Genomic DNA, 25,085 nt, shown 5'->3' on the forward strand with positions numbered 1-25,085 from the left:
GCGTCACCAGTTCGACGGCGGCGGCGGGGTGACCACCGGGGGCCGGTCGTTGCAGGTGATCGTGTTCGGCACGAACGGCGTGAACCAGTTGCGGCCCGCCTCCCACGGGTTGCCGTCGGTGCCGTCGTTGCTGCCGCCGTCCACCAGCGAGAACTCGGAGCCCGTCGCCGGGAAGCCGAACGAGCCGCAGTTGTTGACGCCCGCCCACCCGATGTTCCGCACGTCCACGTTGGTGAACGACGCGGAACCGAAGGCGCGGGCGCTGACCACCGAGGTGCCGGCCCCGTCGACCTGGACGTCCGCGAAGTGCACGTCGTCGATGCCGTACAGGTCCTTCACGCCCCATTCCGAGACCATCATGATCGCGTTGTAGCCGTTGTCGAGGTAGTGGTCGCCGGTCACGTCGACGCCAGTGACCGGACCGTCGAGCGCGTACAACCAGATGGCACCGAGCCCGATCTTCCAGTTCAGGTCCAGCGTGCTGGCACGGACCGTGGTGTTGTCCGTGAACGTGGTGCGGCCCGAGAACGGCACGGCGCTGAAGCGGGCACCGGCGTGCAGGCCGCTGCCCTCCCGCACCGGGTCGGCGACGACGTTGCTGGCGACCGTGTTGTCGTGCCCGCCGTAGATCGCGATGTTGTTGGCGAGCGCGGGGTTGAGCACGGTGTTGTGCGAGAACACGTTGTGGTGGTCCGCGTCCTGCGCCGGGGTGGACACCCCGTGCGACCACATCGCCAGGCCGTCGTCGCCCGTGCCGCGGATGAAGTTGTTGGTCACGGTCGCGTTCGAGATGCCGCGACGCAGGTTCAGGCCGTCGGCGATCTGGTCCACGATGATGTTGTCCCTGACGGTCAGCCCGCTGAACGGCCCGTCGAACCACATCCCGACCTTGGTGTGCTGGATGAAGAGCCGCTCGACGGTGGAGCCGCCGCCCAGCGCGCCGCCGACCCCGTTGACCTGGTCGTCGTCGACGCGCTCGCGTGTGTCGCCGATGATGGCGAAGTCGGCGAGGTGGACGGCCGTGGAGCCGCCGTCCTCGACGTACTTGCCGTAGACGCCCACCCCGGCGCCGACCAGCTTGGTGTACCAGCTGCCGGCCCCGACGAGCGTCACCTTGTCGACCACCAGGTGCCGCTCCACCTTGTAGGTGCCCGGCGGGACGTACACGGGCCGGCCCAGCTTCGAACCCGCAGCGATGGCCCTGTCGAGCGCCTCGGCCGAGCTCCTGCGGCCGGTCGGGTCCGCCCCGAACGCCCATGCGTTGAGCGCGTGCTTGGGTGGCGGCGTGGGGAGGCCCACCTGCTCGAAGTCGGCGACGTCGAGGGTGATCCACGCGAGCGTGCTGCGGGCCGGCACCGAGAAGCGGACCGTGTCGCCCTTCTTCAGCGGCACCACGAGCGGGATGCGCGTCTCGGCGTAGAAGTGGAATGGACGGAACGGCTTGTCGAAGACCGGGGCCGGCGTGGTCGCCGACGGCACGCAGCCGCACTCGGTGAGCCACCAGTCCTTGTTCGGATCGGCCTGCGGGTCGTTGGAGAACGGGTAGGTGCCGTACAGCCAGGAGTACTTCGAGGTGAGCGTCGCACTGGTGAGCTTGTGGCCGTTGACCGCCACGTCCACCTTCCCCGTGAGGCCGCCGCCGGCCGGCGCGTCGGGGATCGCGTACCGCAGCGTCACGGCGTTGGCAGGCCGCGTCAGCGTGTACTGGACGTACTCGCCGGCCGCGTCGAGCGTGACCGCCTTGCGCCCGGACGCCTCGCTGGCGAGCGTGTACGGCGTGCGGTCCGGGCCGACGAGCTCGCCCGTGTAGCTGGCGTTCTCGGCCTCCTGCTCGACGAACGGCACGGTCGCGCCCCGGCCCGCAGTCAGCGAGGGCGAGAGCGCGGCGACCGTCTCGACGCCGGGCTTGGGCGCGCTGCTGCCGCCGGCGATGCCGGGCTGCGCGGCAGCGAGGGTCGCGACGATCGCGACGGCCGTCGCGGCGGCGACTCGTCGCGCGTGCCGTCGGCGGGGGTGATGAACGGGATGACTCACGGAGACGCCTCCTTGCGCACCGGGCGGTGCCCCAGGGGGATGCGACACCGCATGACGGGACACACCGTACGGAATGGACAAACACACAGACAAGACTCAAAGAGCATCTGCAAGAACTTACTCAGCAGACGCAACTTCCCACCATCGGCAAGCGCAATGGAGCGTCCAGCCCGTGACGTGGAGGGGTCAGCCGAGCACCCAGACGGTGCCGTCCGTGCCGCTGGCCACCAGCCGGCGGCCCTCCTGACGAAGACCGAGCAGCCCGCCCGGCAGCGTGACCTCGAGCACCCCTCCCCCGCCCACGGCCGGCACACCCACGAGCCGCGGCGGGTCGGAGGGCGCCCCGCGCAGGATGGTGAGGAAGGACAGGCCGTCGGTCACGGGCGCCATCGGCAGCGCGTCGCGACGGAGCGCCGCGCGGTGCTGCACCGTGCCGCTGCGGGCGTCGATCGCCACCACCATGTCCTGCGACGACGAGCCGACGACCTTCCCGCCCCGCACCAGGTACGTGCCGGACAGCGGGACCGGGTAGCGCCAGAGCCGCTCCCCCGTCCGGGCGTCGAAGCCCTGGGTGCTGCGGTCGGCCGTCACGACGACACCCGCTGCTGAGCCGTCGTCGACGCGCGGGACCATGACGCTGCCGGCCACGGCCACGGGCGGCTTCCCCGCTCGCAGGAGCCTCGACGTGCCGGTGCCCGCGTCGTCGAGCGTGACCACCACCAACGCGTCGCCCAGCACCTCGGCTCCCGCCGAACCTTGCTCCTCGAGCACGTCGCCCGCGCGCGTCAGGACGGTGACCTGCTCGCCCCAGGAGCTCAACGCCACCAGCCCCCCGCCCACCACGAGCTGCGGCTCGACGCCGCACGCCACTCGCGAGGTCCACCGCACCCGGGTATCGACCACCGCGGAGACGTCGCACGACGACTCCCCGCGAGCCAGCGCGACGTAGGTGGTGTGCGCGTCGACCCGGGCGAAGGTGTCGGCCGGCGGGAGCGCCGTCGTCCCGAGGACCGCCCCGTCCCGCGCATCGATCTCCAGCAGCGATCCGCCGTCGGAGCCGGGCGCCTCCACCATGCAGTAGAGACGTGCCGAGCCGGTATCGCCGGCAGCACAGCGGGGGGCGCGCGCCTCGTCCGCGTCGAGGACCGTCCGCCAGCGCACGCCGCCGCCGCCCGCGCCCAGGGCGACCGCGGCGTAGCCCTCGCCCTCCTGTCGCAGGCCGACGAACGCGCCGGCCACCTCGAAGCCCGCGCTCACCACGTCGACGTCGCCGGGCGCGACGGTCCAGCGTGCCGTGACGGTGTCGCCGACCGGCGCCAGCGTGCCCGGCAGCGAGGCGATGCGAGCGTCCTGGGCTCGCGCGCGGGCATCGAGGCCCGCCTGTGCGCCCACGGCGAGCAGCGCGAGGACCACCGGGACGGGCCACCACCGCCGCCAGCGGGACGGCGGCAGCGGCGCATCGGGGCGCTCGTCGTCCTCGACGAGCTCCACCGGCCGCACCGCATCACGGTCCATCCGGCGACGCTACCGCCCGCTCCTACCGCAGGGCGGGCCGGGGCGTGCCGGCTGCCGACGGGCAAGGGCCGACCGCACGCGCGGCCGGCCCCTGCCCGCGCAGGTCAGCTCAGGCCCGCCTTCATCGCGGAGATGAGCTCACCGTTAGCGGTGTCGCCGGACAGCTCCCAGAAGAATGAGCCGCCCAGTCCCTTGTTCTTGGCCCAGGTCATCTTGCTCGTGATGGTCGCGGGTGTGTCGTACCCCCACCACTCGCTGCCGCACTTGGCGTAGGCCGTGCCGCCGACGGTCCCCGTCGCCGGGCACCGCGTCTTGAGCACCTTGTAGTCCTCGATGCCCTGCTCGTAGGTGCCGGGCGCCGGGCCCGTGGCGGTGCCGCCCGGGGCGGTCTGCGTGACGCCGGTCCAGCCGCGCCCGTAGAAGCCGACGCCCAGGAGGATCTTGCTGGCCGGGATGCCCTTGCCGATGAGCTTGTTGATGGCGTCCTCGGCGTTGAAGCCGGCCTGCGGGATCCCGGGGTAGGAGGTCAGCGGCGCGTTCGGGGCCGTCGGGCCCTGCGGGTTGAACGCCCCGAAGTAGTCGTACGTCATGGGCATGATCCAGCTGAGCTTGGTGGCCGCCGTGGCGTAGTCGGTCGCGTCGATCTTGCCGCCGTTGCTGCCGTCGGCGGTGATGGCCGCAGTGACGAGGAAGCTCGAGCCGAACTTGTTGCGCAGGGCCGTGATGACCTTGTCGAACGCCTGGGGACCGCTGGTGTCGCACGACAGCCCGCACGCGTTCGGGTACTCCCAGTCGATGTCGATGCCGTCGAAGATGCCGGCCCACCGGGAGTCGTTGAGGAGCGCGTAGCAGGAGTTGGCGAACCCGGTGGGGTCGGCCGCGGCCTGCGTGAAGCCGCCCGACCAGGTCCAGCCGCCGAACGACCAGATCACCTTGAGGTTGGGGTTGGCCGCCTTGAGCTTGCGCAGCTGGTTGAAGTTGCCCCGCAGCGGCTGGTCCCAGGTGTCGGCGACGCCGTCGACGCTCTGGTCGGCCGTGTAGGCCTTGTCGTACGCGGCGTAGGAGTCGCCGATCGAGCACTTGCCGCCCGTGGTGTTGCCGAAGGCGTACAGGATGTGCGTCAGCTTCGAGGCCGAGCCGCTCGTCTTGACGTTGTTCACGTGGTAGTTGCGACCGTAGACGCCCCACTCGGCGAAGTAGCCGACCAGCTTCTTGCCGCCGGGCGGCGGGGTGGTGGGAGTGGTCGTCGGCGTGGGGGTCGGGGTGGGCGTGATCGTCGGGGTCGGCGTGCTCGTCGGCGACGTGGTCGGCGTACCGGTGGGGGTGCCCCCGCCGCCGCATGCGGCGCCGTTCACGGTGCAGCCCGTGGGCTGCTTGAACGGGCCGGAGCCCACGTAGCCCCAGGACTGCGACGCACCGGGCGCGAAGGGGCCCGCCCAGCTCTTCGAGGTGACCTTGTAGTGGTTCCCGGTCTTGACGACGTCGGCGTCCCACCAGCTCGTGATCGCCGAGCCGCTCGGCAGGTCGAACTCCAGCGTCCAGGACGGCGCGCTCGTGGTCGACGCGTTCGTGACCACGACCGAGGCCTGGTGACCGGTGCCCCAGTCGCCCGTCGACGTGAACGTGGCCGTGAAGGAGCCGGCCGCACTGGCCGACGAGGGCAGTGCCGCCACCAGGACGGCGACCAGACCCGCCGAGGTGAGGAATGCCAGCGCGGCGCTGCGCCGACGGCGGGACTGCTGAGGGGTCGTTCCGGCCGCCGGAGCGGCTCGTCTCGCGAAGTGCATCATGCCTCCGTGGTGACCATTTGGAAGGGGTGTTTTGTAAGGATTACTCACTAATCCTTACTCTGCGACCCTAGTCAGACCGGGTGAAATCGGTCAACGGTCCGGGTGAAATCCAGACGAGTCGGACGCGGTCAGCACTCTGGGCGCCGATGCCCCGGGCAACGCCCTGACCTGCGCCGACGTAGCACGCCACGTCGCGCGACCCTGTCGCGAAACTCGTCGAGCCCCGGGGCCGGCCGGACGGCCCCCGCGACGCCGTCAACCGGCGCGGCGCAGCACCAGCACGTTGTCGAGCAGCTCGACGACGTCGCCCTCCGGCATGACCAGCTCGCGGACCGCGGTGTCGGTCCGCAACGGCGTCCAGCATGCTCCCAGACCGATCGAGGCGAGCGTCTCGTCCGGCGTCGGGAACTCGTGCACGTGCGCGAGTCCCGACGAGGGCGGCACGGACCCGTGGTCGATCACGACGAGCGTCCCGCCGGGCCGCACCCGGTCGGACACGCGCCGCACGATGGCGTCACGGTCGATGTCCAGCGGCGTCTGGAAGTAGGTGGCCGTGACCAGGTCGAACTCCCCACGCGGGAGCGTCTGGGTGACGTCGTGCCGCTCCGTCGTCACGGCGAGCCCGTGCGCGGCGTCGGCGACCCGCCCGAGCGCGATCGCCGAGACGTCGACGGCGGTCACCCGCCACCCACCGCGCGCCAGCCACAGGGCATCGCCGCCGTGCCCGCACCCGAGGTCGAGCGCCGCGCCCGGTGCCAGGTCGAGCCCGGAGAGCACCGCGACCAAGGTCGCGTTGGGCTGCGTCCCCCACGCCGGGTCGCGATCGCGGTAGCGCTCCTCCCAGTACTGCGCGCTCGCCGTCATGTCGCCCGTCATGCCGTCGCCGCCAGAGCCACCCGTACGTCCTCCAGCACCAGGTCGTAGTTGATCGCGCCGCCCGCACCGGCGCCGGCACCCATGGCGACGGGGACGTTGGCACGGGGGGCCACCACGTTGCCCGCGGCCCACATGCCAGGCACCGCGGTCAGGCCCTGCTCGTCGACCGCGACGAACGCGCCGTGCGCGGACTCGGTGCGCTGCGCGCCGAGCTGTCGCAGCACCTCGTCGTTCGGCACGGGGCGCGGCATGGCGAACACGACGTCGAGGTCCACCACGGTGCCGTCCGCCAGCTCGGCGCCGACCAGCCGCCCGTCAGCCGTCAGGACCCGCACGACCGGGGCGTCGACGACCTGGATCCCGCGCGCCTCGAGGCCCGCGCGCTCGTCAACGTCCGCGGCGTCGGTGCCGTGGGTCAGCAGCACCACTGACGAGCTCCACTGGCGGATCAGCTGGGCACGCGCGGCACTCCCGGGTCCGGCAGCGAGGACGCCGATGCGTCGGTCGCGCACCTCGTAGCCGTCGCAGTACGGGCAGGAGACGACACCGCGGCCCCACTGCTCCGCGAGCCCGGGGATATCCGGCAGCTCGTCGCGCAGGCCGGTCGCCACCAGCACGCGTCTGCCGACGACGCGCCCTGCACTGGTGTCGACCACGAAGCCCTCGTCGGTCCGCCTCGCCCCGCGAACGTCCGCCCGCACGACGACCCCTCCGTACGACTCGATCTCCGCGCGCCCCTTGGCGAGCAGCTCGGTGGGCGGCAGCCCGTCGTGCCCGAGCACCGCGTGCATGTGCGGCGCGAACCGGTTGCGCGGAGCCGCACCGTCCAGCACCACCACGCGCCGGCGCGCCCGCACCAGCATCAGCGCCGCGCTCAGACCCGCGCTGCCGCCTCCGACCACCACCACGTCCCACGACTCGTCCATGCCGTCACTGTGTCCGTCAGCGGGTCATTCGTGCAATCGTTGTTGCCGAAACAGCAAAGGAGTGCCCGTGACCGACATCGACGACGTCCTCGACGCGGTGGGCCCGCGGCTGCGCGACCTGCGCACACGACGCGGGCGCACGCTCGCCGACGTCTCCGAGGAGACCGGCATCTCGGTGAGCACGTTGTCGCGCCTGGAGTCCGGCCTGCGCCGCCCGACCCTGGACCTACTCCTCGCGCTGGCCCAGGCCTACCGCGTGCCCCTGGACGATCTCGTCGGGGCACCGGCCTCGGGCGACCCGCGCGTCCACCCGCGCCCCATCAAGCGCGGTGACCGCATCATGATCCCGCTCACCCGGCACTCCGACGGGGTCGACGCGTTCAAGCTCATCCTCCCGGGGCGCTCGTCGGCCGAGCCACTGCCCCTCAAGACCCACGCGGGCTACGAGTGGCTGTACGTCCTGGCCGGCACCCTGAGCCTGGCGCTGGGCGACACGGTCACCACGCTGACGGCAGGCGAGGCGGCGGAGTTCGACACCCGCACGCCGCACGCGATGTCCAGCGGCGACACCCACCCGGTCGAGCTGCTCGGCCTGTTCAGCCCGCAGGGCGAGCAGATCCACCTCCGGGACGAGTGATGACGCCTCCACCGCTCCGCCCTGCCGCTCCGACGCTCGCCGCGCCGGACGACGTCGACGCGATCCACGCCTTGCGCCGCTCGCTCGAGGACTGGATGGCCGAGCGCGGGACGGTCCAGTGGCCGCAGGGCTCGCTCCCGCGCGAGCGCATCGCCGTGCAGGTCGAGGCGGGCGAGTGGCACGTGGTCAGGGACACCGCCGGGATCGCCGCGACGGCCCGGCTGCTGTGGTCCGACCCCGACTTCTGGGGTGCCGACCCGACGCCCGCGGTCTACGTCCACGGACTGATGGTCGCGCGTCGACGGGCAGGTGACCGGCTCGGAGCCGCGCTGCTGGACTGGGCAGCCGAGCAGGGCCGGGCGGCCGGCGTCCCGCTCTTCCGGCTGGACTGCCGGACGACGAATCCCGCGCTGCGGGCCTACTACGAGGCGTACGGGTTCACCGCGGTGGGACGGCGCGACTTCCCGGACTTCTCCTGCACCCTCCTCGAGCTCAGGTTGGGAGCCGAGCGCGTGTCGGAGGGTGTTCGTAGCCTGGGCGCATGACGCAGCAGCGGACGTACCCGGCAGGCGTGACGTCGTGGGTCGACATCGAGCAGCGAGACGTCGAGGCCGCCAAGGCGTTCTACGGCGCGGTCCTCGGGTGGACCTTCCACGACGCGACGCCGCCGGGCCTGCCCACGCGGTACGTGATCGCCCAGGTGGACGGTCGCGATGCGGCCGGGATCGGCGGCCCGGCGGGTCCAGCGGGTGACGATCCCGGCGACCCGACGTGGCACACCTACGTCGCCGTGGACGACATCGCGACAGCGCTGCAGACGGCCGACGCCGCGGGTCTGAGCGTGGCCGTCGGCCCCACCGTCGCGGGCGAGGGCGGGACGTGGGCGCAGGTCGTCGATCCCGAGGGCGCGACGCTGCGGCTGTGGCAGCCGAAGCGACGGCTCGGCGCACAGATCGTGAACGAGCCCGGCACGTGGAACTTCAGCGACCTCCGCACGGGCGACGTCGCCGCGGCCAGGGCGATCTACGAGCGCGCGTTCGGCTGGGCGATCGACGACGTCGGGTACGGAACGCTGATCCGGGTCCCCGGCTACGGCGATCACCTCGCCGCCACGGTCGACCCCGGCATCCACGAGCGCCAGGCGGGCGTGCCGGTTCCCCCCGGGTTCGCCGACGCGATCGGCTGGGTCGCGCCGCTGGGCGAGGGTGAGACTGCTCACTGGCACGTCTCGTTCGCGGTCGCGGACCGCGCCGAGACCGCGCGGCTCGCGGCGAGCAACGGCGGTGAGGTGATCGAGGTGAAGGACACGGGCTGGACGCGCGAGGCCCTTGTCCGTGACCCGCAGGGCGCAATCTTCACGGCGTCGCAGTTCGCACCGCCGCGCTGACAGGGTGCGCCGGCGCCGGCGCCGTGCGGCTGCGGTGCCCCTGCCATGCCGCTGCGGTGCCGGTCCGTGCCGCCCCGGTGCCCTCCCGTGCCGCTGGAGTGGCGCTGCGTGCCACCCCTGTGCCGCTTGGCATCATGAGGGCATGATCCCGAGCACCTCGGTCGCGCCCGGGGACAGCCGCCAGGCCGTGCGCCGCCCGCGTGCGCTCCTGGCCGCGATCGCCGCCGTGGTCGTGGTGGCCGGCCTCTCCGTGGCCCACTGGGGCTCCGCGCCGTGGGCGGATCCCGTGGGAGATGCGCTCTACGCGTCGCTCGTCTACGTGCTGGTGCTCGTGGTCGCGCCGCGGATCTCGCCGTCGTCGGCCGCCCTGATCACCGCGGGGGCCTGCTCGGCCGTCGAGCTGCTCCAGCTCACGGAGGTCTCGACGTCCCTCGTCGAGAGCGTGCCGGCGCTGCGGTACGTACTCGGCACCACGTTCTCCACCGTCGACCTCCTCGTCTACCTCGCCGCAGCGGCCCTGGCGGCTCTCGTCGACCGCGCGCTCACCCGCACGGCGGCCCGCAAGCCCGGCGCCGCTGCCCGCGGGCGCGGCTGAGCCGGGTCACTCCTCGGCGGCCCACGGCCTGCCCGGCATCGACGCGACCGCGGGCCGCGAGCACTCCAGCCGCAGCAGCGCGCCCGCCCAACCGCCGGTCAGCACGTCCACCGGCTCGTCGGTGCGCAGCGGCCCGCCGACCTCGTCGGCGATCAGCGCCGCCGCCCGGCGGTGTCCCGGCCGGCCCGTGCGCACGTAGGCGGCCAGTGCGCGGTGCGCGCGCGCGACCGGCGTCCGCGGGCCCGGGACCGGCGGCAGCACGTGCCGGCATCGCGCCGACCACACGTGCGCCAGGTCGAACGCCCGTGGGTCGCCGGTCAGCGTCGCGACGCGGGCCAGCAGCCAGCCGACGTGAGCGGCTCGCTCGTCGTCGGCCGATGCCCACGCCGGGCCGTCGACGTCGAGCACGCCGACGGCGTCGAGCAGGTCTGCAGCAGGGGGCTCGGCCATCTCGCGAGGCGTTGCGGTCGCCCACAAGAGCGCCGTCCGGAAGGTGCGCAGCGAGCGGTACCGATGGGCCGGATCGACCGCGAGCGCCCGCCGGAGCACGCGCTCGACGGCCAGCCACGGCGCGACCCCGACGCCCACGAAGGGGCGGGGTCGATCCTCGGCGATGCGTCGCAGCGCCTCGACCCGCTCGCACGCCAGGTCGAGCGGCGCGCTGCCGGTCAGCAGCCGATAGACCATCGCCGCGACCGCGTACTGCTCCGCGGCCTCGTCCAGGGTCCCCGGAGTGCGGTCCGCACGCAGCGCGGCGGCCGCGGCCGGGTCCAGGTACTCGCCCCCGGCGGTCCGCGGTGAGGGTTCGCCCTCCGCGGTCGCCAGGCCGAAGTCGATGATCCCCACCTCGGCGTCCGGCGTCACCAGCACGTTGCCGGGGTGGACGTCGCCGTGCAGGACGCCGCACGCGTGCAGCGCGACATAGGCGTCGACGACCGCGAGCGCGATCCGGCGGCGACCGTCGTCGTCTGCGGTGAGAGTCGCGAGGTCCGCCGCCTCCCCCTCCACCTCGGACAGCACCAGGGTGCCCCCGGTCGGCGAGCTCTCGTGCCAGACGAGGCGCGGCACGGGGGCCCGCTGCCCGCGCTCGAGCGCGGTCAGCTCACGCCGCACCAGCCCGGGCCCGTGCACCTCGTCGTCGACGACCTTGACCACCACGCGGGTGCCGTCCGCCAGCACCGCGCGCCAGATCTCGCTGTCCCGCAGCACGCGCACCCGGTCCGTGATCGTCGCCGGTCCCACCTGCTCGCCCACCTGGTGCCGCTCCCGCAGCCGCTCGGCGGGGGCGCCGCCGTCGGCCACGAGGACCTCGCTGCGCGTGAGCGCGACGAGCACCCCGAACGCGGCGTCGAGCGTCGCCAGGGGCTCGGCCCCGGACGCGGCGCAGTACGCGATCACCCCGTCCACGAGCGTCCGCGGGCTGCGGAAGCACTCGGCGAGGGCCATGGCGTCCCGCGAGACGAGCTGGGGCGGATTCCGGCTGCCTCGCCTGCCCACGAGCACCTCGTCGTCGTCGGGCAGCTGCACCACCTCGACGTCGGCGTGCAGGAGGTAGCGCACCTCGGCGACGCTCATGCCGCGACCGGGAGCCCGGGGTGCCACGTCACGACGTCGATGTCGTTTGCGAGCGCTCGCAGCGCCTCGTCGGCGAGGCGCGCCGGTGGGACGTCCGCGAGCCGGGAACGGGAGTCGTGCAAGGCCTGCGCGACCGCCGCGCACACGGCGGCGCGCCAGCTCTGCCGGCCCTGGTCCTGGCCTCGGGACACGATGCCGGTCTGCCCCACCTGGCCGCTGAACGGGACGCCCTGCGCGGGAAGGTCGGCGAGTGCGTCGGCCAGCAGCGCGGCGACGTCGTCGGCCTTCCGCGCGGTGGGTAGGTAGAGGACCACCTTGTCCGCGCGGTGGATGCCCGGGGCGTCGGCGCCGACCTTCCACGACGGGACGCCGTGGCGCACGGCGAGGTCGAAGACGACAGGCAGCGCGACCGGGAGCGCCGCGACGGTCGGGCTCACGTAGATCTTGTGCACGAGCTCGTCGGTCTCGACTCCCTGCGCGGTCCAGCCCTCCCAGTGCTCGGCGCCGCTGCGTGCGTACCCGCGCAGGTCGAGCGGGCGCACTGCACGGTCGCACAGCAGCCGCGGCAGCCTCGGGTCCAGGCTCGGGTCGACGGCGGTCCCGCCCGCTCGGTAGAGCACCGCGGCGAGCTCGTCCGCCGCGACCAGGGGACACAGCGCGGCAGCCCGGCCGACCGCGGTCGCGGTCAGCCGGGCCAGGCGCCCGTCGTGCGGTGCGAGCACCGTTCAGCCCTTGAGCACCGACGACGCGTACGCGATGTCGTCCGCCGTGCCCTGCATGCCCTCGATCTGCCTGTCGACCGCGTCCAGCGTGGTGGCGAGGGTCTCCCGCACCAGCACCAGGTCCGACTCGTCGAGCCGGCCCACGGGGAACACGATCGGCGTGATCGGGGTCGGGATCGTGTAGAGCGTGGTGTCGTCGGCCGGCAGGAACACGCCGCCGCCCCCGCCGCCGCTGGCACGGGTCTGGATGTCTGCGATCTGCGGCGACAGCGCCGCGATGCGGATGATCGGCGACGTCTCCGGGACCGTCGGCGGGTTGGTCAGCGGGTCGTGCCACTTCCACTTCGGCACCCGCCGCACGTACAGATCCTTCACGTAGAACCCCATGGCTCCCCCTCCGAGAACGCCAGCGCCGTCCGGCGCCTGGCGGCACGGCCCGCTCGGGCCACGCACAGGTCAGGGGCCGGCCGCGCGGAGGGGAGATACCTCGGCGCTCGAACTCCACCCGTGGCCCTCAGCCCGGAGCAGGTACCCGTGACGCGAGCAGCGCACGCTCGAGCTCCTCGGGCAGCCCGTGCACCGGCCGGTCGGCGCGCTGGGCCACGGGCCCGCGCCCCCGCAGCCACTCCCAGGTGTCGGCCACCGTCTCCTCGACCGGCCGGCAACGCAGCCCGGCGGAGAGCGCCCTGCGCGGCTGCCCCTCCATGAACCCGGCCCACTCGCCGTGCTCCGGCACCCAGATCGGCAGCTGCGTCCACGGTTCGGCGCCCGCCGCGAGCACGTCGTCCTCCGGGATCCAGACCAGGTTGGCCGTCGAGCCGGTCGCCGCGAGACACGCAGCCAGCAGCCCGGCCGTCGTCGTGTGGCCGGAAGGGCTGACGGCGTCGTACGCGCCGTCGCGCCCGTCCGCGAGCGCGTCGAGCGCCCAGGCGGCGAGGTCGCGCGCGTCGATGTACTGCAGCGGTCGCTCGGGTCGCCCTGGCGCGACGACGTCGCCACCGCGCGCGATGCGGGTGAGCCACCAGGGCAGCCGCCCGATGTCCTCGTGCGGGCCCAGGATGAGACCCGGCCTGACGAGCAGCGCGTCGGGGAAGCTGCGCAGGACGCCCCGCTCGGATCCACGCTTGATCGCGTCGTAGGCGCCGTCGGCGGCGTCCGGATCGCCTTCGACCAGCGGGGAGGCCTCGTCGACGTGGGTCCCCCACGCGTAGACCGAGATGGTCGAGACGTACGCGTACCTGCCCACGCGCCCGCGCAGCGTGTCCGCCGTCGAGGTCGCCACGCGCGGCGCGCCCGACCACGTGTCGACGGCCACGTCCCAGCGCGACGCCCCGAGCGCTTCGACCACGGCGTCCGGGTCGTGGCGATCGGCGACCAGCGCCCGCACGCCGTCCTGCGCAGCGACGCTGCCCCGGTTGAGCGTGGTCACGTCCCAGCCGCGCGCCAGCGCGTCCTCGACCAGCGCGCGTCCGACGAACCTCGTCCCGCCCAGCACCAGCAGCCGCATGAGGGCCATGCTCTCGGTGACGCGCGCAGAGCGCCAGGTCTACGTTGGCCGAGTGCTGACCAACCGCTCCGCACCGCACGCACGTGTCACTCCCGTGCTCATCGTGTCCGACGTCCGTGCCGCGGTCGCGTGGTACCTCGAGGTCTTCGGGTTCGTGGAGCACGTCCGCATCGGTGAGGGCCACCGCGCGCAGCTCGGCCTCCCGGGCGGGCCGGCCGCCGAGCTCGTCGTGGCCGAGGTGCGGCCGGGCCGACGCCTCCCCCTGGACGACCGGTCGCACCAGGTGATGCTCAAGGTGGCCGACGCTCGTGCCGTCGTCGGCCTCGCGGTGGCTCGCGGCGCCACCCTGGTCGATCCCCTGCACGACTGGGAGTACGGCGAGCGGCAGGCCGCTCTCACCGACCCCTTCGGCCACCAGTGGGTGGTCAACGAGACGCTCGCGGATGTCGACCCGGCCGCATGGGGCGGTCAGACCGTGACTCCTCGGGAGTAGCCACCCCGAGCAACCAGGTCGCTCGAACGCGCTCCTGCCGGCGGGCATCTGCCGTACGGTGCAGGGAAAACCTGGAGGACGCATGAGCGAGCTGGACGGACGACGGCGTGCGGGCCTGGCCGTGGCACTGGCATCGGCGCTGGTGGTCGGGCTGGTCGGCGCGCAGCCGGCCGTGGCGGTCGACGAGACCATCTCGGGACAGGTCACGTTCCAGGGCACGGGTGTGCCGGGCCTGACGGTCTCCGTGAGCCACCTCGAGATCGAGGACGAGATGAACCCCGACGCCAAGGGCATCTGGCTCGAGGAGTACCACGGCACGACGGACGCGTCGGGCCACTACTCGATCCCCGTGGGGATCGACACCTACCTGGTCTCGGTCGGGGTCGACCGTCCCAGCGACTACCTGGTGTCGTACAGCGGCAGCACCGTCCGGCTCCCGGAGGCCAAGCTCCTCCGCACCACGTCCGGGGCGCACCTGTCCGCCAACATCGCCCTGGTCGCGGCCGCCAAGGTCACCGGCACGGTCGTCGACAGCAGCGGCATCCCGCGCAGCAACGTTCACGTGGGCGCCTCCACCAGCGGACGAGCCGGTGGTGGAGAGGCGACCACCGACGCCGAGGGCCGGTACACGATCGGGGGCCTCCCGACCGGCACGGTGACCGTCTACACGGGCGTCTGGGGCCAGGGAAGGCAGCAGACGGTCGCCGCGCGCCAGGGGACCACCACGACGGTCCCGACCATCACCCAGCTCAAGCCCTCGACCATCACGGGGACGCTCGACGGCAAGTACCCACGCAACCAGGACTTCGCCCTGCTCGACACGAAGCACCACCAGGTCGCGGAGGCGACCCCCGACCGCACCGGGCACGTGAGGTTCACGAACCTGAAGCAGGGCGCGTATCGCGTGGTGGTCAGCGGCACGAACCTCAGCAGGCGCGTCGTCGTCGAGACGGGGAAGACGGCGTCCTTCGGCACCATCACGCGCGCCAACCGCACGGACATCCGCGGGGTCGTCCTGAGCCCTTCGGGGAAGCCGGTCGCGGGCGCCCTCGTCACTGCCACGGACTCGTTCGGCACCGACGCCGGCGTCAGCACTCCTACCTGGACCGACTCGGCCGGGCGGTACACGATCTCCTCCGCCGCCATCAGCGGCAGCTACACCGTGACGGCGGGAGCACCGGGCTACGCGCGGGGTCTCAAGGCGACCACGGTGGTCAAGGGCGAGGACACGACGGGTGTCACCGTCAGGCTCCGGACGGCAGGGACGCTGACGGGCGTCGTGAAGAACGCCCAGGGGGGCAAGCCCGTCGCCGGCGTGGCCGTCGGTTTCACGGGATCTGCTCCGAGCACGTGGGTGACCACGGACACGTCCGGACGATGGACGATCCGAGGCCTGCTGGCGGGCGCGCACACCCTGCGCTTCGCGGACCCGAACGCCGGCGGCTACCTCGACGCCACCAAGTCGGCCACGGTCGTCGCCGGCACGACGGTCACCGTCCCCACCGTGGTCCTGCACTGATCCCACGGCCCTCCTGGCCCGGGCGGGGTGCGAGATGCGCCCCGCCCGGGAGCAGCCGTCGTCAGGTGCACACCACGCCCACGCACTGCGGGGACCTCCCGTTGTGGCGTGCCGTGTTGCCGCCGAGGTCCACCGCGCCCGGAACGTAGATCCCCCAGCCGGCGTTGTGGCGGGCGTCGTTGTCCCCCAGCGACACCGTGGCGTCGGCGCCGAGGGTCAGGCCAGGGCCGGCGCACACGAGGTCCGCGTGCAGGACCGTGTCGACGGTCACGGTCGACCCACAGGCGGGCGGCGGCGATGCGGTTGCGGGTGTCGCCAGCACGACGGCGGCACCGGTGAGGAGCAAGCAGGACAGGACGGCGGGAACGCGCACGACGACCTCCGCTGTGAGGTTCGGATGATCTGGAGAGGCACGATCCCGACTTCACCCCTGGGGACGTGCGACCTCGACCGAGCCCGCGGGCCGGTCAGCGCGTCCAGTATGCCGCGTTTGTCATGATCTGGACCGGGTGAGATTCAGCTGGGCTGCACCCGCTCGACCGGCTGGCGCAGGATCGTCCGCAGCCGCGCGGGCGCCACGCGGCGGGCATCGCTGAGGTAGATCTCGTGGTGCCTGCCCGTCAGGCGTAGGCCGTGCTCCGGGACGAACCGGTCGTGGATCTGCGTGAGCACCTCGGCCTCCGCGTCGTACGGCCCGATGTGCAGCGTCTGGACGGAAGTGCCTTCGTCGAGCGACTCCAGCCGGACCTGCTCGAGCACCGGCCCGACCCTGTGCGCCACCGACGCGGCCGCTGCGCCGATGAGCTCGCTCGAGATCCAGTCGGGGACCATGAGCATCAGCGTCCAGTCCCACGCAGACTTGTCGCGGCGAGAGGTGAACGCCTCCATGTCCGCCGCCGACCAGAGCGCCTCCAGCGGCGGCACCACGTAGTCGCGACCCAGGTCGCGCTTGCTGGCAAGCTTCACCGCGTACGCCAGCGGGTACAGGGCGGCGATCGCCTCGGCGTACGCGGGCGCGGTGTTCGGGTCGCCGTGGCCGTCGAGCATGAGGTACTCCAGCCGCGGGACGTCGACGAGGCGAAGCTCCCCGGCCCTGGCGCGATAGGAGTCGAGCGACACCTTGAAGTCGATCTTCATCGAGGCCCTCCCGCGCTCAGGGTAGGGCGGTTCCGCCAGCGCGCGGCGCCGGGACGCCGAGCCGGGCACGGCCGACGAGCCGCGCGGCGCGCGTCGCGCGGCGCGCGTCGCGCGAGCGGATGCCCCGCGGCAGCGCCCGCGTACGGCACCATGTGGCGCGTGAAGCCTGCCGACGCCGCTCTCGAGATCCGGGCCCTGCCGTGGCGCCCGCGCTACCGCAAGCCCGAGGCGGGCCTCGACGTCACTGACATCGGCGTGCCCGACCTCGACGACGACTTCGGCGTCGGCATCGTGGTCGCGATCGCCCTCATCGTGCTCCTGCCGGTGATCGTGGTCCTTCTCGCGATCGTCCTGCTCCCGGTCGAGGCGCTCCTCGCCGTCATCGTCGGCGCGCTCGTGCTGGTGGCGCGATTCACGGGCGTCATCCCCTGGACGGTCACGTACACCGATGCCCACCTGGACCTCGTCAGCGAGAAGCACCGCTTCCTCCCCGGCGCGGTGCGTCGCGTCCGGGAGCTCAACGGCGACCGCCGGGTCAGGGTCCGCTGGAGCTGGACGGGGCCGGCGGCGGCCACCCAGGCACCCGCGATCTGACGCGGGGTCGCCGAGCCGTCAGGCCGCGTAGAACTGCTCACGTCGGCGGGCCGCCGACTCGCTGGCCGCGTAGCTCACGGGCCGAGGCGCAGGCGCAGCCGCCAGGGCGGGCACCTCGCCGCCGCCGAGCTCCGGGTCGTCGCTCAGGTCCCAGCTCAGGACGTCGTCGGCCATCCTCGTCACCCTCCACCTCGACGTGGTCCACCGGCACGCGCGGCCGGCCCGCCTTGCCCACCCATCGGCGGACCGCTCCTCGATGTTCGGCTTCCGGCCCGACACCGGGTGAACGTGCGTTCACCCGAACGGGTGCTTTCCTCAAGCCTCGCCCCGCGGGCGTCGATAGCCACTCGGCCGCAGGGACACGTTTCCGCTGGCCAGGCCGCACGTGAGCGACGACGAAGAGGTATCCGATGGGCAAGTCCGGCATCACTCCCATGTCCATCGAGGGCCAGGGCCGCGCGCGCGCCGTCGTCCGGCCCCGCATCCCGATGGTGCTGGGCCTGTCGCTGGTCGCGGCCACGCTCCAGGTCGCCGCCCCCACGGTCGCCGCGGCCAACCCGGCGGGGACCCACCTGGTCATCAACGAGTTCTCCGGCGGCAACGGCGCAGGAGTCTCAGCCACCGACGAGTTCGTGGAGCTCTACAACCCCACCTCCGAGACCATCACCTTCACCGGGACGATCCAGTACAAGTCCGCGACCGGGACGAGCTTCGCGTCCGTCGGCCCGGTCACCACGTTCGTGGTCGCACCGCACGGCTACTGGCTTGTCGCGGGGGCGAACTACACGGGCGCCGGCACGCCGGACTCCCGCTACACCTTCGACGCCTCCGCGTCCACGACGGCGGGCGGCCACATCGCCCTGACCGCCGCGACGACGTCGCAGCCCGCGGGACCCGACCCGCTTCGCGTCGACCTGATCGGCTGGGGCACCGCCAACATGCCCGAGGGCAGCGCGGCACCGGCCCACCCCTCCGTCGGCGGGTCACTGCACCGGATCGCCGGCGTCGACACCGACAACAACAGCCGCGACTTCGTGGCGCGCGCCGGGCGGTCCCCCCGCGGCTCCGCGCAGAACGGTTCGGTGGTCATCACCAACCCGGGCGACAAGGTCTTCCCCGCCGACACCGCCATCAGCCCGATCACGCTGACCACCACCGGCGGCCTGGCGCCGATCACCTACTCGGTCACCGAAGGCTCGCTTCCCGCCGGGCTCACGCTCCAGGTCGGCGGCCAGATCAGCGGCACGCCGACCGCACCCGCCTCCGCCACGCCCGTCACCGTCCGCTCGGTCGACGGCAATGGTGACGCCACCTTCGTGACCTTCAGCATCACCGTCACCGGAGACGTCGTCCCCGTCTCCGTCGCCGCTCCCACCGCCCAGCGACTCGCGGTCGGGACGGCCGTCACGCCGTTCGCGTTCACCGCCAGCGGCGGGACGCCCCCGTACGCCTACGCCGTGACCTCCGGATCGCTGCCGGCCGGCCTCACGCTCGACCCGAGCACCGGAGAGGTCAGCGGCACGCCGAGCGAGGTCACCGCAGCGACCGACGTCACCGTGACGGTCACCGACTCTCTCGGTGCGACGGGTGACGCGACGACGGGCGTCGAGGTCGGGCCCGGCACGATCACGAGCGGGACCCCTACGGTGGACGGCACCGCGCCCGTCGTCGGCGACCTGCTGACCGCGTCTCCGGGCGACTGGGCTCCCGCGTCGGTGACCCACTCCTACCAGTGGCTCGCGGACGGCCAGGAGATCGACGGCGCGGACGGCGCCTCGCTCGCCGTGACCGAGGACCTGCTCGGATCGGTGCTGAGCGTTCGCGTCACCGGCACCCGGCCCGGATACGACCCGGCGTCGCACACGTCCGCCGGCACGGCCGCGGTGGCCCGACCCGTCACCGTGTCCGGTCCCGGCAGCCAGAGCGTCGCCGTCGGCGAGGCGGTCACCCCGTTCTCGTTCGTCGCGTCCGGCGGCGTCCCGCCGTACACCTATGCCGTGGTCGACGGGACCCTGCCCGCCGGACTGGCGCTCGACGCCCGAACCGGCCAGGTCACGGGCACCCCGCAGGCGACAGCGCCCGCGGCCGACGTCACCGTCGCGGCCACCGACGCGAACGGCCGCTCCGCCTCCGCGGCAGTCTCCGTCGGAGTGGGGCCCGGCTCGCTGACCACGTCGACCCCGACGATCGACGACGCGCTCCCCGTCGTCGGCGACGTCCTGACCGCCGACGCGGGCGCCTGGGGCCCCGCGCCCGTCGAGCTCAGCTACCAGTGGCTCGCCGACGACCGCGAGCTCGAGGGCGAGACCGGCGCGAGCCTGACCGTCACCCCCGAACTCGTCGGCGCCGTGCTCAGCGTCCGGGTCACCGGCACCAAGGGCGAGCACCGGTCCGCCTCGACGGAGTCGCCCGGCACCGCGTCCGTGCGCGCCGCGGTCGACCTCTCCAGCCCCGGGACGCAGCGACTGACCGTCGGCTCGCCGATCGAGCCGGTCGTCCTGGACGCCACCGGGGGCGTCGCGCCGTACACGTACGCGGTGACCGACGGCGCCCTCCCGGACGGGCTCGAGCTCGACGCCGACTCCGGGGAGATCGCGGGCACGCCCACCACGGCGGCCGAGGCATCGACCGTGACCGTCACGGCACAGGACTCCGACGGCCACGTCGCGTCGGCGTCGTTCTCCGTCGAGGTGGCCCTGGGCGCGCTCACCACCGCGACGCCGAGCCTGAGCGACACCACCCCGGTGGTCGGCGACGTCCTGACGGTCTCCCCCGGCGCCTGGGGACCGGCACCGGTCGCCCTGTCCTACCAGTGGCTCGCCGACGGTCAGCCGATCGCCGACCAGACCCGACCCACCCTCACCGTCACCGACGACCTGGTCGGTGCCGTGCTGTCCGCCCGGATGACCGGCACCAAGGCGCAGTACACGACCGCCTCGACCACCTCGGTGAGCACGCTCCCCGTGCTGAGCCCGGTCAGCGTGACGGCTCCCGCCCACCAGGACCTGACTGTCGGGACCACGATCACCCCGATCGCGATCGCCGCGTCCGGCGGCGTGGCCCCGTACACGTACGCCGTGACTGACGGCATCCTGCCCGACGGCCTGCAGCTCGACGCGGACACCGGTCGGATCACGGGCACGCCCACCACGGTCACCGACGCCTCCGCCGTCACGGTCACCGTCCAGGACTCCGACGGCCACTCGGTGTCGGCCTCGTTGTCCGTCGAGGTCGCCGCCGGCACCCTCGTCACCGCGACCCCGACGCTGAACGACACGACCCCCGTCGTCGGCGACGTCCTCACCGCCTCCCCCGGCACCTGGGGACCCGGACCCGTCGCCCTGTCCTACCAGTGGCTCGCCGACGGTCGGCCGATCGCCGACCAGAACGGAACCACCCTGACCGTCACGGCCGACCTGGTCGGTGCCGTGCTGTCGGTCCGGGTGACCGGCACCAAGGCGCAGTACGAGTCGGCATCCGAGGTCTCGGTGAGCACGCTCGCCGTCCGGAGCGCGGTCAGCGTGACCGGCCCGGGAACGCAGCGCCTCACCGTCGGGACGCCGGCCGGCCCGGCGGTCGTCGGTGCGACCGGCGGCGTGGCCCCCTACTCCTACGCCGTGACCGGCGGCGCCCTGCCGGCCGGCCTCGCGCTCGACCCGGCGACCGGTGAGATCGCAGGCACGCCCACCACGGCCGCCGGCGCCTCCACGGTGACCGTCACGGTGGCGGACGCGGGTGGCCGCACCGCCTCCGCGACGTTCTCGGTCGAGGTCGCCCGCGGGACGCTCACCACCACGAGGCCGACGCTGAGCGACTCGACCCCGGTGGTGGGCGACGCGCTGACCGTCACCGCGGGGAGCTGGGGGCCGGCACCGGTCTCCCTGTCCTACGAGTGGCTCGCCGACGGGCACGCCCTCGCCGGCCGCACCGGCGCGACGCTCACCGTCACGAGCGACCTCGTCGGCGCGGTCCTGTCCGCCCGCGTCACCGGCACCAAGGCGCAGTACGAGACCGCGTCGCTCACGTCGCTGGGCACGGCCGCCGTCTCGGCCGCGCCCTCGTCGGCGCAGCCGCAGAGCGTCTCGCTCACGACGCCCGCCCGCGCTCTCGTCGGTGCGCGCGTCTCCCTCGGTGCGACCGCCACCTCGGGTCTCGCGCCGGCGCTGTCCCTGGTCAGCGGCGCGTGCACCCTGGACGCGGGCACGGCTCGGCTGACGGCGGCAACCCCGACGATGTGCGTGGTGCGGGCCGCTCAGGGCGGCAACGACCTCTGGCTGCCCGCCGCGCCCGTGGAGCGCAGCATCGTGTTCGTCGCCCCCACGGGTGACGCTTTCACGGTCGACGGCGCGTCCGCCACGGGCGCGCGCCCCCTGCTGGACGTCCTGCGCAACGACCCGGCTGCCCTCACGCTCACGGGCGTCTCCGGGGCGCGCCACGGACGCGTGACCGTCGTCGACGCCAAGGTGCGCTACGTCCCCGCCGCCGGCTACCGGGGGACGGACTCGTTCATGTACTCCGTGCGGGACGCGGGCGGCGACATTGCGCGAGCCACCGCCCACATCACCGTCCGCAACGCCGAGCCGTTGCTGGCCAGCACCCGCACGACGCAGCGGGCCGGCACGTCGGTCACCGTGACCCCGGTCGCGAGCGACCCCAACGGCGACGCGCTACACCTGACGGTCACGTCCCGTCCCGCCCACGTGGGCGTGCGGCTCGTCGGCCGCCGGGTCGTGCTCACGCCCGACTCCACGGTGTCTGGTGTCGTCGTCGTCCGGCTGGCCGTGAGCGACGGGGCCGGCGGCTCCGACACGGCGATCGTGCGGGACCTCGTCCGTCCCGTTGCCGTCTCCTCGGCGCACCGCCAGCTGACCGACCGCGGCACGCGCGTGTCGTGGGCGAAGGCACCGACCTCCGGCGCCCGCTACGAGGTCCTCGTCGACGGGAAGCGCGCGTGCGTCACGGCCGCTTCCGCATGCACGCTCCCGAAGCCGCTCGGGCCGCGCCACGTGATCTCGGTGCGGGTGCTCGGCCGCGACCACACCCTGTCCACCAGGACCAGGGCGCAGGCGATCGGGCGGCACAAGGTGCTCATCTCGACCCTGCACTTCCGCCCGGGGCAGTCGACCCTCACGCGCGCGCAGGAGCGGAAGCTGGCCGCCACCGTCCGGCGTCTGCACGCCCTCGGGTTCACCAGCGTCGAGCTCGCGGGCTTCACCGACTCCTCGGGCGGCAGGGAGCACAACCGCCGCCTGACGATCCGCCGCGCCGGGGCGGTCGCCGCCCAGCTGCGGGTCCTCGGTGTCGACAGCCACCAGCTGTGGTTCGGGCCGGCACACCCCGTCGCCTCGAACAGCACCGCGGACGGGCGGGCGAAGAACCGCCGCGTGGAGATCCGCGTCCACTACTAGGACCGGATCGCCTGTCCTGCTCGCGAGCCTCGTCCGACGTCGTCGGGCGGGGTTCGCGGGCTCTCAGCTGCCCCGGGGCAACAGCCGCCGTGGCGCCGACGAAGGACTTTCACGATGCGCAGCCGAGTCCCGTGGCGGTCGCGCCTGAGGCTTTGCCCGGCCAGTCAGCCCGCGGCCGGTCCGTTGGCGGGATGAAGGGGATCGCCCACGGTGGTCACCACCGCGACGCCGCCCGCTTGCTCGACATTGCGCCGGACTCGTTGTGCGCTGGCCCTGCTGAGGTGGGTCGCGATCGTCGCCGGCGTGTTCTCCGCCATCGAGGTCGCCTCCTCCAGCGTGACGCCGGTGGCGTGGCGTATCGCCAGGGGAAGTTCGAACCCCAGGTCCCTGACGGCGTGGAGCTCGACGGCGCAGTCGCCGGGTTGGGTGTAGCTCGCATGCGGGGCAGACCGCGGCTTGGTCCCGGTCACGATGTACCGCCACCAGTTCAGCGGGCGCGCGGGCAGGCTGGTGTAGGTCACGAAGATCCCTACGGCCATGAGCAGGTCGCTGCCTACGGGGGGCATCGTCAGCAGGGTTCCGGCGCTCACCCCGGCAACCCGCGGCAGGGCTCGCCTGATCGCGGACATGACGCGCACCACGGGAATGGTCGTCACAGCAGCTCAGGCTCACTTCCGGGGTGGTGCGTGCGTTCTTGCCTCGCGCATGGTCGCAGACGCGGGCTCGAACGGAGCACCACGACGCGCGCTCCCCGATGTGGTCCCCGTCTCCGATCTATAACGTTATCGATCCATGGCAGGCTGTGCCGGTCCGACTGTCGAAGGAGCCACTCGTGCACGCCAGCCACCTCACCGCCGACCCCGCGCTGACCCACCGCCGCGCGAGCCGCGTCGTGCGGGTGCTTGGCCCCGACGGCCGCCCGCTCCCGGACGCGGACGTCGTCGTGGAGCAGACGCAGCACGCGTTCGGGTTCGGATGCACCGGTTTCGACTTCGTCGCCCTGGCGAACGGCGAGGCGGACACCGCCGAGCCCCCGCCGTTCGGCGGTGCGACGCCGTCGTCCGCCGCGCAGCTCGCCGACCTCTGGCTCGGGCTGTTCGACACCGCCACGCTGCCGTTCTACTGGGGCGGCTTCGAGCCGGTGCGCGGCCGACCGGACACCGCCCGCCTGCGCGCGGCGGCGCAGTGGTTCGCCGCGCGAGGCGTGCGGCTCAAGGGCCACCCGCTCGTCTGGCACACGGTCCAGCCCTCGTGGCTCCTGGACCTGTCCGTCGACGAGGTCGAGGCGGTGCAGCGCGCCCGCATCCGGCGCGAGGTCGGCGACTTCGCCGGCCTCATCGACACGTGGGACGCGATCAACGAGGTCGTGATCATGCCGGTGTTCGACAAGGAGGACAACGGGATCACGCGCCTCGCCTGGGTCCGCGGCCGCGTCGCGATGATCCGCATGGCGTTCGACGAGGCGCGAGCCACCAACCCCCGCGCGACGCTGCTGCTCAACGACTTCGACATGTCGAGCGCGTACGAGTGCCTGATCGAGGCCGTCCTCGAGGCCGGCATCCCCGTCGACGGCCTCGGCCTGCAGAGCCACATGCACCAGGGCTACTGGGGCGAGGAGCGCACGCTGCGAACCCTCGAGCGCTTCTCGCGCTTCGGCCCGCCGCTGCACCTGACCGAGACGACGCTCCTCTCGGGCGAGATCATGCCCGCCGACATCGACGACCTCAACGACTACGTCGTCGACACCTGGCCCTCGACCCCTGAGGGCGAGGAGCGGCAGGCCGACGAGCTCGTGCGTCACTACCGCACGCTCCTCTCGCACCCCGCGGTCGTCTCCACCACCTACTGGGGGCTGCCGGACGAGGGCGCGTGGCTCGGCGCTCCCGCCGGCCTGGTGCGCCGCGACGGCACGCCGAAGCCCGCCTACGACGCGTTGCGTGCCCTGGTGCGCGGCGAGTGGTGGCTCGCGCCGACGACGGTGCGGACGGACTCCGGCGGCTGCCTGTCCGTGGAGGGGTTCCACGGCGAGTACACCGTGCGCGCGGGCGGGGCTGCGGCGGGGTTCACGCTGGACGCCGCGTCGGCCGACGTCGTGGACGTGCGGCTGGTCTGACACCAACCGATTCACACCAGCTCTCGGGCGGCGGGCCCGGCGCTCCACACGTTGGTGTGCGCCTGGGACTGGGAAGACCTGGGGAGTCGTTACGCTTCCGCAGGTAGGGGCCTCTAGCTCAATTGGCAGAGCAGCGGACTTTTAATCCGCGGGTTGTGGGTTCGATCCCCACGGGGCCCACCCACCCACCGCACAGCGACGCCCGGGCACCCCTCCGCCTGGCTGACTACCCTGGCGTTCGACCAAAGGGGTTGAGA

The 25,085-nt window shown here is 73.3% G+C and carries 22 protein-coding genes and 1 tRNA gene; 10 read left to right on the forward strand and 13 right to left on the reverse strand.

Translation table 11 applies throughout. The annotated features are described in order from the left end of the window. Positions 1–3 precede the first annotated feature (3 nt). The 5 genes from QRT05_RS13370 to QRT05_RS13390 form a co-directional block, all read right to left on the reverse strand. Positions 4–2,034 carry a glycosyl hydrolase family 28-related protein gene (locus QRT05_RS13370; RefSeq protein WP_289447763.1) on the reverse strand — a complete coding sequence of 677 codons (2,031 nt, stop codon included), beginning with the start codon at positions 2,032–2,034 and terminating at the stop codon, positions 4–6. Between the two features lie 186 nt (positions 2,035–2,220). Further along, a complete protein-coding gene (locus tag QRT05_RS13375) occupies positions 2,221–3,549 on the reverse strand; it encodes an outer membrane protein assembly factor BamB family protein (RefSeq protein WP_289447765.1) in 1,329 nt (442 codons plus the stop codon). Between the two features lie 104 nt (positions 3,550–3,653). Then, a complete protein-coding gene (locus QRT05_RS13380; protein ID WP_289447767.1) occupies positions 3,654–5,336 on the reverse strand; it encodes a glycosyl hydrolase family 18 protein in 1,683 nt (560 codons plus the stop codon). A 258-nt stretch (positions 5,337–5,594) separates the two neighbouring features. Next, positions 5,595–6,215 carry an SAM-dependent methyltransferase gene (locus QRT05_RS13385; protein WP_289447768.1) on the reverse strand — a complete coding sequence of 207 codons (621 nt, stop codon included), beginning with the start codon at positions 6,213–6,215 and terminating at the stop codon, positions 5,595–5,597. Further along, the gene (locus QRT05_RS13390; RefSeq protein ID WP_289447770.1) at positions 6,212–7,141 is read right to left on the reverse strand and encodes an NAD(P)/FAD-dependent oxidoreductase; all 930 of its coding nucleotides are present in this window, start codon (positions 7,139–7,141) and stop codon (positions 6,212–6,214) included. The genes QRT05_RS13385 and QRT05_RS13390 overlap by 4 nt, the downstream gene beginning before the upstream one ends. 67 nt (positions 7,142–7,208) lie before the next feature. Between QRT05_RS13390 and QRT05_RS13395 the strand changes: the two genes are divergently transcribed. From QRT05_RS13395 to QRT05_RS13410, 4 genes are all read left to right on the forward strand, one after another. Beyond that, positions 7,209–7,778 carry a helix-turn-helix domain-containing protein gene (locus tag QRT05_RS13395; RefSeq protein WP_289447772.1) on the forward strand — a complete coding sequence of 190 codons (570 nt, stop codon included), beginning with the start codon at positions 7,209–7,211 and terminating at the stop codon, positions 7,776–7,778. After that, positions 7,778–8,323: a GNAT family N-acetyltransferase gene (locus tag QRT05_RS13400; protein ID WP_289447773.1), complete on the forward strand. Its 546-nt coding sequence runs from the start codon at positions 7,778–7,780 to the stop codon at positions 8,321–8,323. The genes QRT05_RS13395 and QRT05_RS13400 overlap by 1 nt, the downstream gene beginning before the upstream one ends. After that, positions 8,320–9,165 (forward strand): VOC family protein, encoded by an 846-nt coding sequence (locus QRT05_RS13405; RefSeq protein WP_289447775.1) that lies wholly within the window; start codon positions 8,320–8,322, stop codon positions 9,163–9,165. Before QRT05_RS13400 ends, QRT05_RS13405 begins: the two co-directional genes overlap by 4 nt. Positions 9,166–9,307: 142 nt before the next feature. Further along, positions 9,308–9,760: a DUF2809 domain-containing protein gene (locus tag QRT05_RS13410; protein ID WP_289447777.1), complete on the forward strand. Its 453-nt coding sequence runs from the start codon at positions 9,308–9,310 to the stop codon at positions 9,758–9,760. Positions 9,761–9,766: 6 nt separating this feature from the next. On the opposite strand, the gene QRT05_RS13415 is transcribed toward QRT05_RS13410, so the two are convergent. From QRT05_RS13415 to QRT05_RS13430, 4 genes are all read right to left on the reverse strand, one after another. Beyond that, a complete protein-coding gene (locus QRT05_RS13415) occupies positions 9,767–11,335 on the reverse strand; it encodes a protein kinase domain-containing protein (RefSeq protein ID WP_289447779.1) in 1,569 nt (522 codons plus the stop codon). Continuing rightward, the gene (locus QRT05_RS13420; RefSeq protein ID WP_289447781.1) at positions 11,332–12,057 is read right to left on the reverse strand and encodes a hypothetical protein; all 726 of its coding nucleotides are present in this window, start codon (positions 12,055–12,057) and stop codon (positions 11,332–11,334) included. The genes QRT05_RS13415 and QRT05_RS13420 overlap by 4 nt, the downstream gene beginning before the upstream one ends. Positions 12,058–12,060: 3 nt before the next feature. Next, positions 12,061–12,444: a hypothetical protein gene (locus QRT05_RS13425; protein WP_289447783.1), complete on the reverse strand. Its 384-nt coding sequence runs from the start codon at positions 12,442–12,444 to the stop codon at positions 12,061–12,063. A gap of 127 nt (positions 12,445–12,571) precedes the next feature. Continuing rightward, positions 12,572–13,564, reverse strand: coding sequence for an NAD-dependent epimerase/dehydratase family protein (locus tag QRT05_RS13430; RefSeq protein ID WP_289447784.1), 993 nt, complete (start codon positions 13,562–13,564; stop codon positions 12,572–12,574). A gap of 52 nt (positions 13,565–13,616) precedes the next feature. Here QRT05_RS13430 and QRT05_RS13435 point away from each other — a divergent pair, with 52 nt between their 5' ends. Then, a complete protein-coding gene (locus tag QRT05_RS13435) occupies positions 13,617–14,057 on the forward strand; it encodes a VOC family protein (RefSeq protein ID WP_289447786.1) in 441 nt (146 codons plus the stop codon). Between the two features lie 82 nt (positions 14,058–14,139). Beyond that, complete coding sequence (locus QRT05_RS13440) at positions 14,140–15,576, forward strand: carboxypeptidase regulatory-like domain-containing protein (RefSeq protein ID WP_289447787.1); 1,437 nt, start codon at positions 14,140–14,142, stop codon at positions 15,574–15,576. A 61-nt stretch (positions 15,577–15,637) separates the two neighbouring features. Here the strand turns inward: QRT05_RS13440 and QRT05_RS13445 are convergent, their stop codons facing one another. Continuing rightward, positions 15,638–15,847 (reverse strand): hypothetical protein, encoded by a 210-nt coding sequence (locus QRT05_RS13445; protein ID WP_289447789.1) that lies wholly within the window; start codon positions 15,845–15,847, stop codon positions 15,638–15,640. A 245-nt stretch (positions 15,848–16,092) separates the two neighbouring features. Further along, positions 16,093–16,713 (reverse strand): GyrI-like domain-containing protein, encoded by a 621-nt coding sequence (locus tag QRT05_RS13450; protein ID WP_289447791.1) that lies wholly within the window; start codon positions 16,711–16,713, stop codon positions 16,093–16,095. Positions 16,714–16,872: 159 nt separating this feature from the next. Between QRT05_RS13450 and QRT05_RS13455 the strand changes: the two genes are divergently transcribed. After that, on the forward strand, positions 16,873–17,307 hold the full coding sequence (locus tag QRT05_RS13455; RefSeq protein WP_289447792.1) for a hypothetical protein: 435 nt from the start codon (positions 16,873–16,875) through the stop codon (positions 17,305–17,307). Positions 17,308–17,325: 18 nt separating this feature from the next. Here QRT05_RS13455 and QRT05_RS13460 read toward each other — a convergent pair whose 3' ends face one another. Beyond that, a complete protein-coding gene (locus tag QRT05_RS13460; protein WP_289447795.1) occupies positions 17,326–17,481 on the reverse strand; it encodes a hypothetical protein in 156 nt (51 codons plus the stop codon). Positions 17,482–17,717: 236 nt separating this feature from the next. Here QRT05_RS13460 and QRT05_RS13465 point away from each other — a divergent pair, with 236 nt between their 5' ends. After that, positions 17,718–22,715 (forward strand): putative Ig domain-containing protein, encoded by a 4,998-nt coding sequence (locus tag QRT05_RS13465; protein ID WP_289447797.1) that lies wholly within the window; start codon positions 17,718–17,720, stop codon positions 22,713–22,715. A 164-nt stretch (positions 22,716–22,879) separates the two neighbouring features. On the opposite strand, the gene QRT05_RS13470 is transcribed toward QRT05_RS13465, so the two are convergent. After that, the gene (locus QRT05_RS13470; protein WP_289447799.1) at positions 22,880–23,371 is read right to left on the reverse strand and encodes a ribosomal protein L7/L12; all 492 of its coding nucleotides are present in this window, start codon (positions 23,369–23,371) and stop codon (positions 22,880–22,882) included. A 176-nt stretch (positions 23,372–23,547) separates the two neighbouring features. On the opposite strand from QRT05_RS13470, the gene QRT05_RS13475 reads away from it, so the two are divergent. Together QRT05_RS13475 and QRT05_RS13480 are read left to right on the forward strand one after the other, a co-directional pair. Then, positions 23,548–24,828, forward strand: a complete 1,281-nt coding sequence (locus QRT05_RS13475) for an endo-1,4-beta-xylanase (protein ID WP_289447801.1) — start codon at positions 23,548–23,550, stop codon at positions 24,826–24,828. A 107-nt stretch (positions 24,829–24,935) separates the two neighbouring features. Further along, positions 24,936–25,008, forward strand: a tRNA-Lys gene (locus QRT05_RS13480). Positions 25,009–25,085: the final 77 nt, after the last annotated feature.

The organism is Cellulomonas edaphi, assembly GCF_030362815.1.
GTDB lineage: Bacteria > Actinomycetota > Actinomycetes > Actinomycetales > Cellulomonadaceae > Cellulomonas > Cellulomonas edaphi.

Coding starts and splice junctions, on each gene's coding strand:
- QRT05_RS13410 (WP_289447777.1), top strand. CDS start 9,308: ATGATCCCGAGCACCTCGGTCGCGCCCGGGGACAGCCGCCAGGCCGTG.
- QRT05_RS13425 (WP_289447783.1), bottom strand. CDS start 12,444: ATGGGGTTCTACGTGAAGGATCTGTACGTGCGGCGGGTGCCGAAGTGG.
- QRT05_RS13390 (WP_289447770.1), bottom strand. CDS start 7,141: ATGGACGAGTCGTGGGACGTGGTGGTGGTCGGAGGCGGCAGCGCGGGT.
- QRT05_RS13465 (WP_289447797.1), top strand. CDS start 17,718: ATGGGCAAGTCCGGCATCACTCCCATGTCCATCGAGGGCCAGGGCCGC.
- QRT05_RS13385 (WP_289447768.1), bottom strand. CDS start 6,215: ATGACGGGCGACATGACGGCGAGCGCGCAGTACTGGGAGGAGCGCTAC.
- QRT05_RS13460 (WP_289447795.1), bottom strand. CDS start 17,481: ATGGCCGACGACGTCCTGAGCTGGGACCTGAGCGACGACCCGGAGCTC.
- QRT05_RS13400 (WP_289447773.1), top strand. CDS start 7,778: ATGACGCCTCCACCGCTCCGCCCTGCCGCTCCGACGCTCGCCGCGCCG.
- QRT05_RS13375 (WP_289447765.1), bottom strand. CDS start 3,549: ATGGACCGTGATGCGGTGCGGCCGGTGGAGCTCGTCGAGGACGACGAG.
- QRT05_RS13430 (WP_289447784.1), bottom strand. CDS start 13,564: ATGCGGCTGCTGGTGCTGGGCGGGACGAGGTTCGTCGGACGCGCGCTG.
- QRT05_RS13440 (WP_289447787.1), top strand. CDS start 14,140: ATGAGCGAGCTGGACGGACGACGGCGTGCGGGCCTGGCCGTGGCACTG.
- QRT05_RS13405 (WP_289447775.1), top strand. CDS start 8,320: ATGACGCAGCAGCGGACGTACCCGGCAGGCGTGACGTCGTGGGTCGAC.
- QRT05_RS13450 (WP_289447791.1), bottom strand. CDS start 16,713: ATGAAGATCGACTTCAAGGTGTCGCTCGACTCCTATCGCGCCAGGGCC.
- QRT05_RS13380 (WP_289447767.1), bottom strand. CDS start 5,336: ATGCACTTCGCGAGACGAGCCGCTCCGGCGGCCGGAACGACCCCTCAG.
- QRT05_RS13415 (WP_289447779.1), bottom strand. CDS start 11,335: ATGAGCGTCGCCGAGGTGCGCTACCTCCTGCACGCCGACGTCGAGGTG.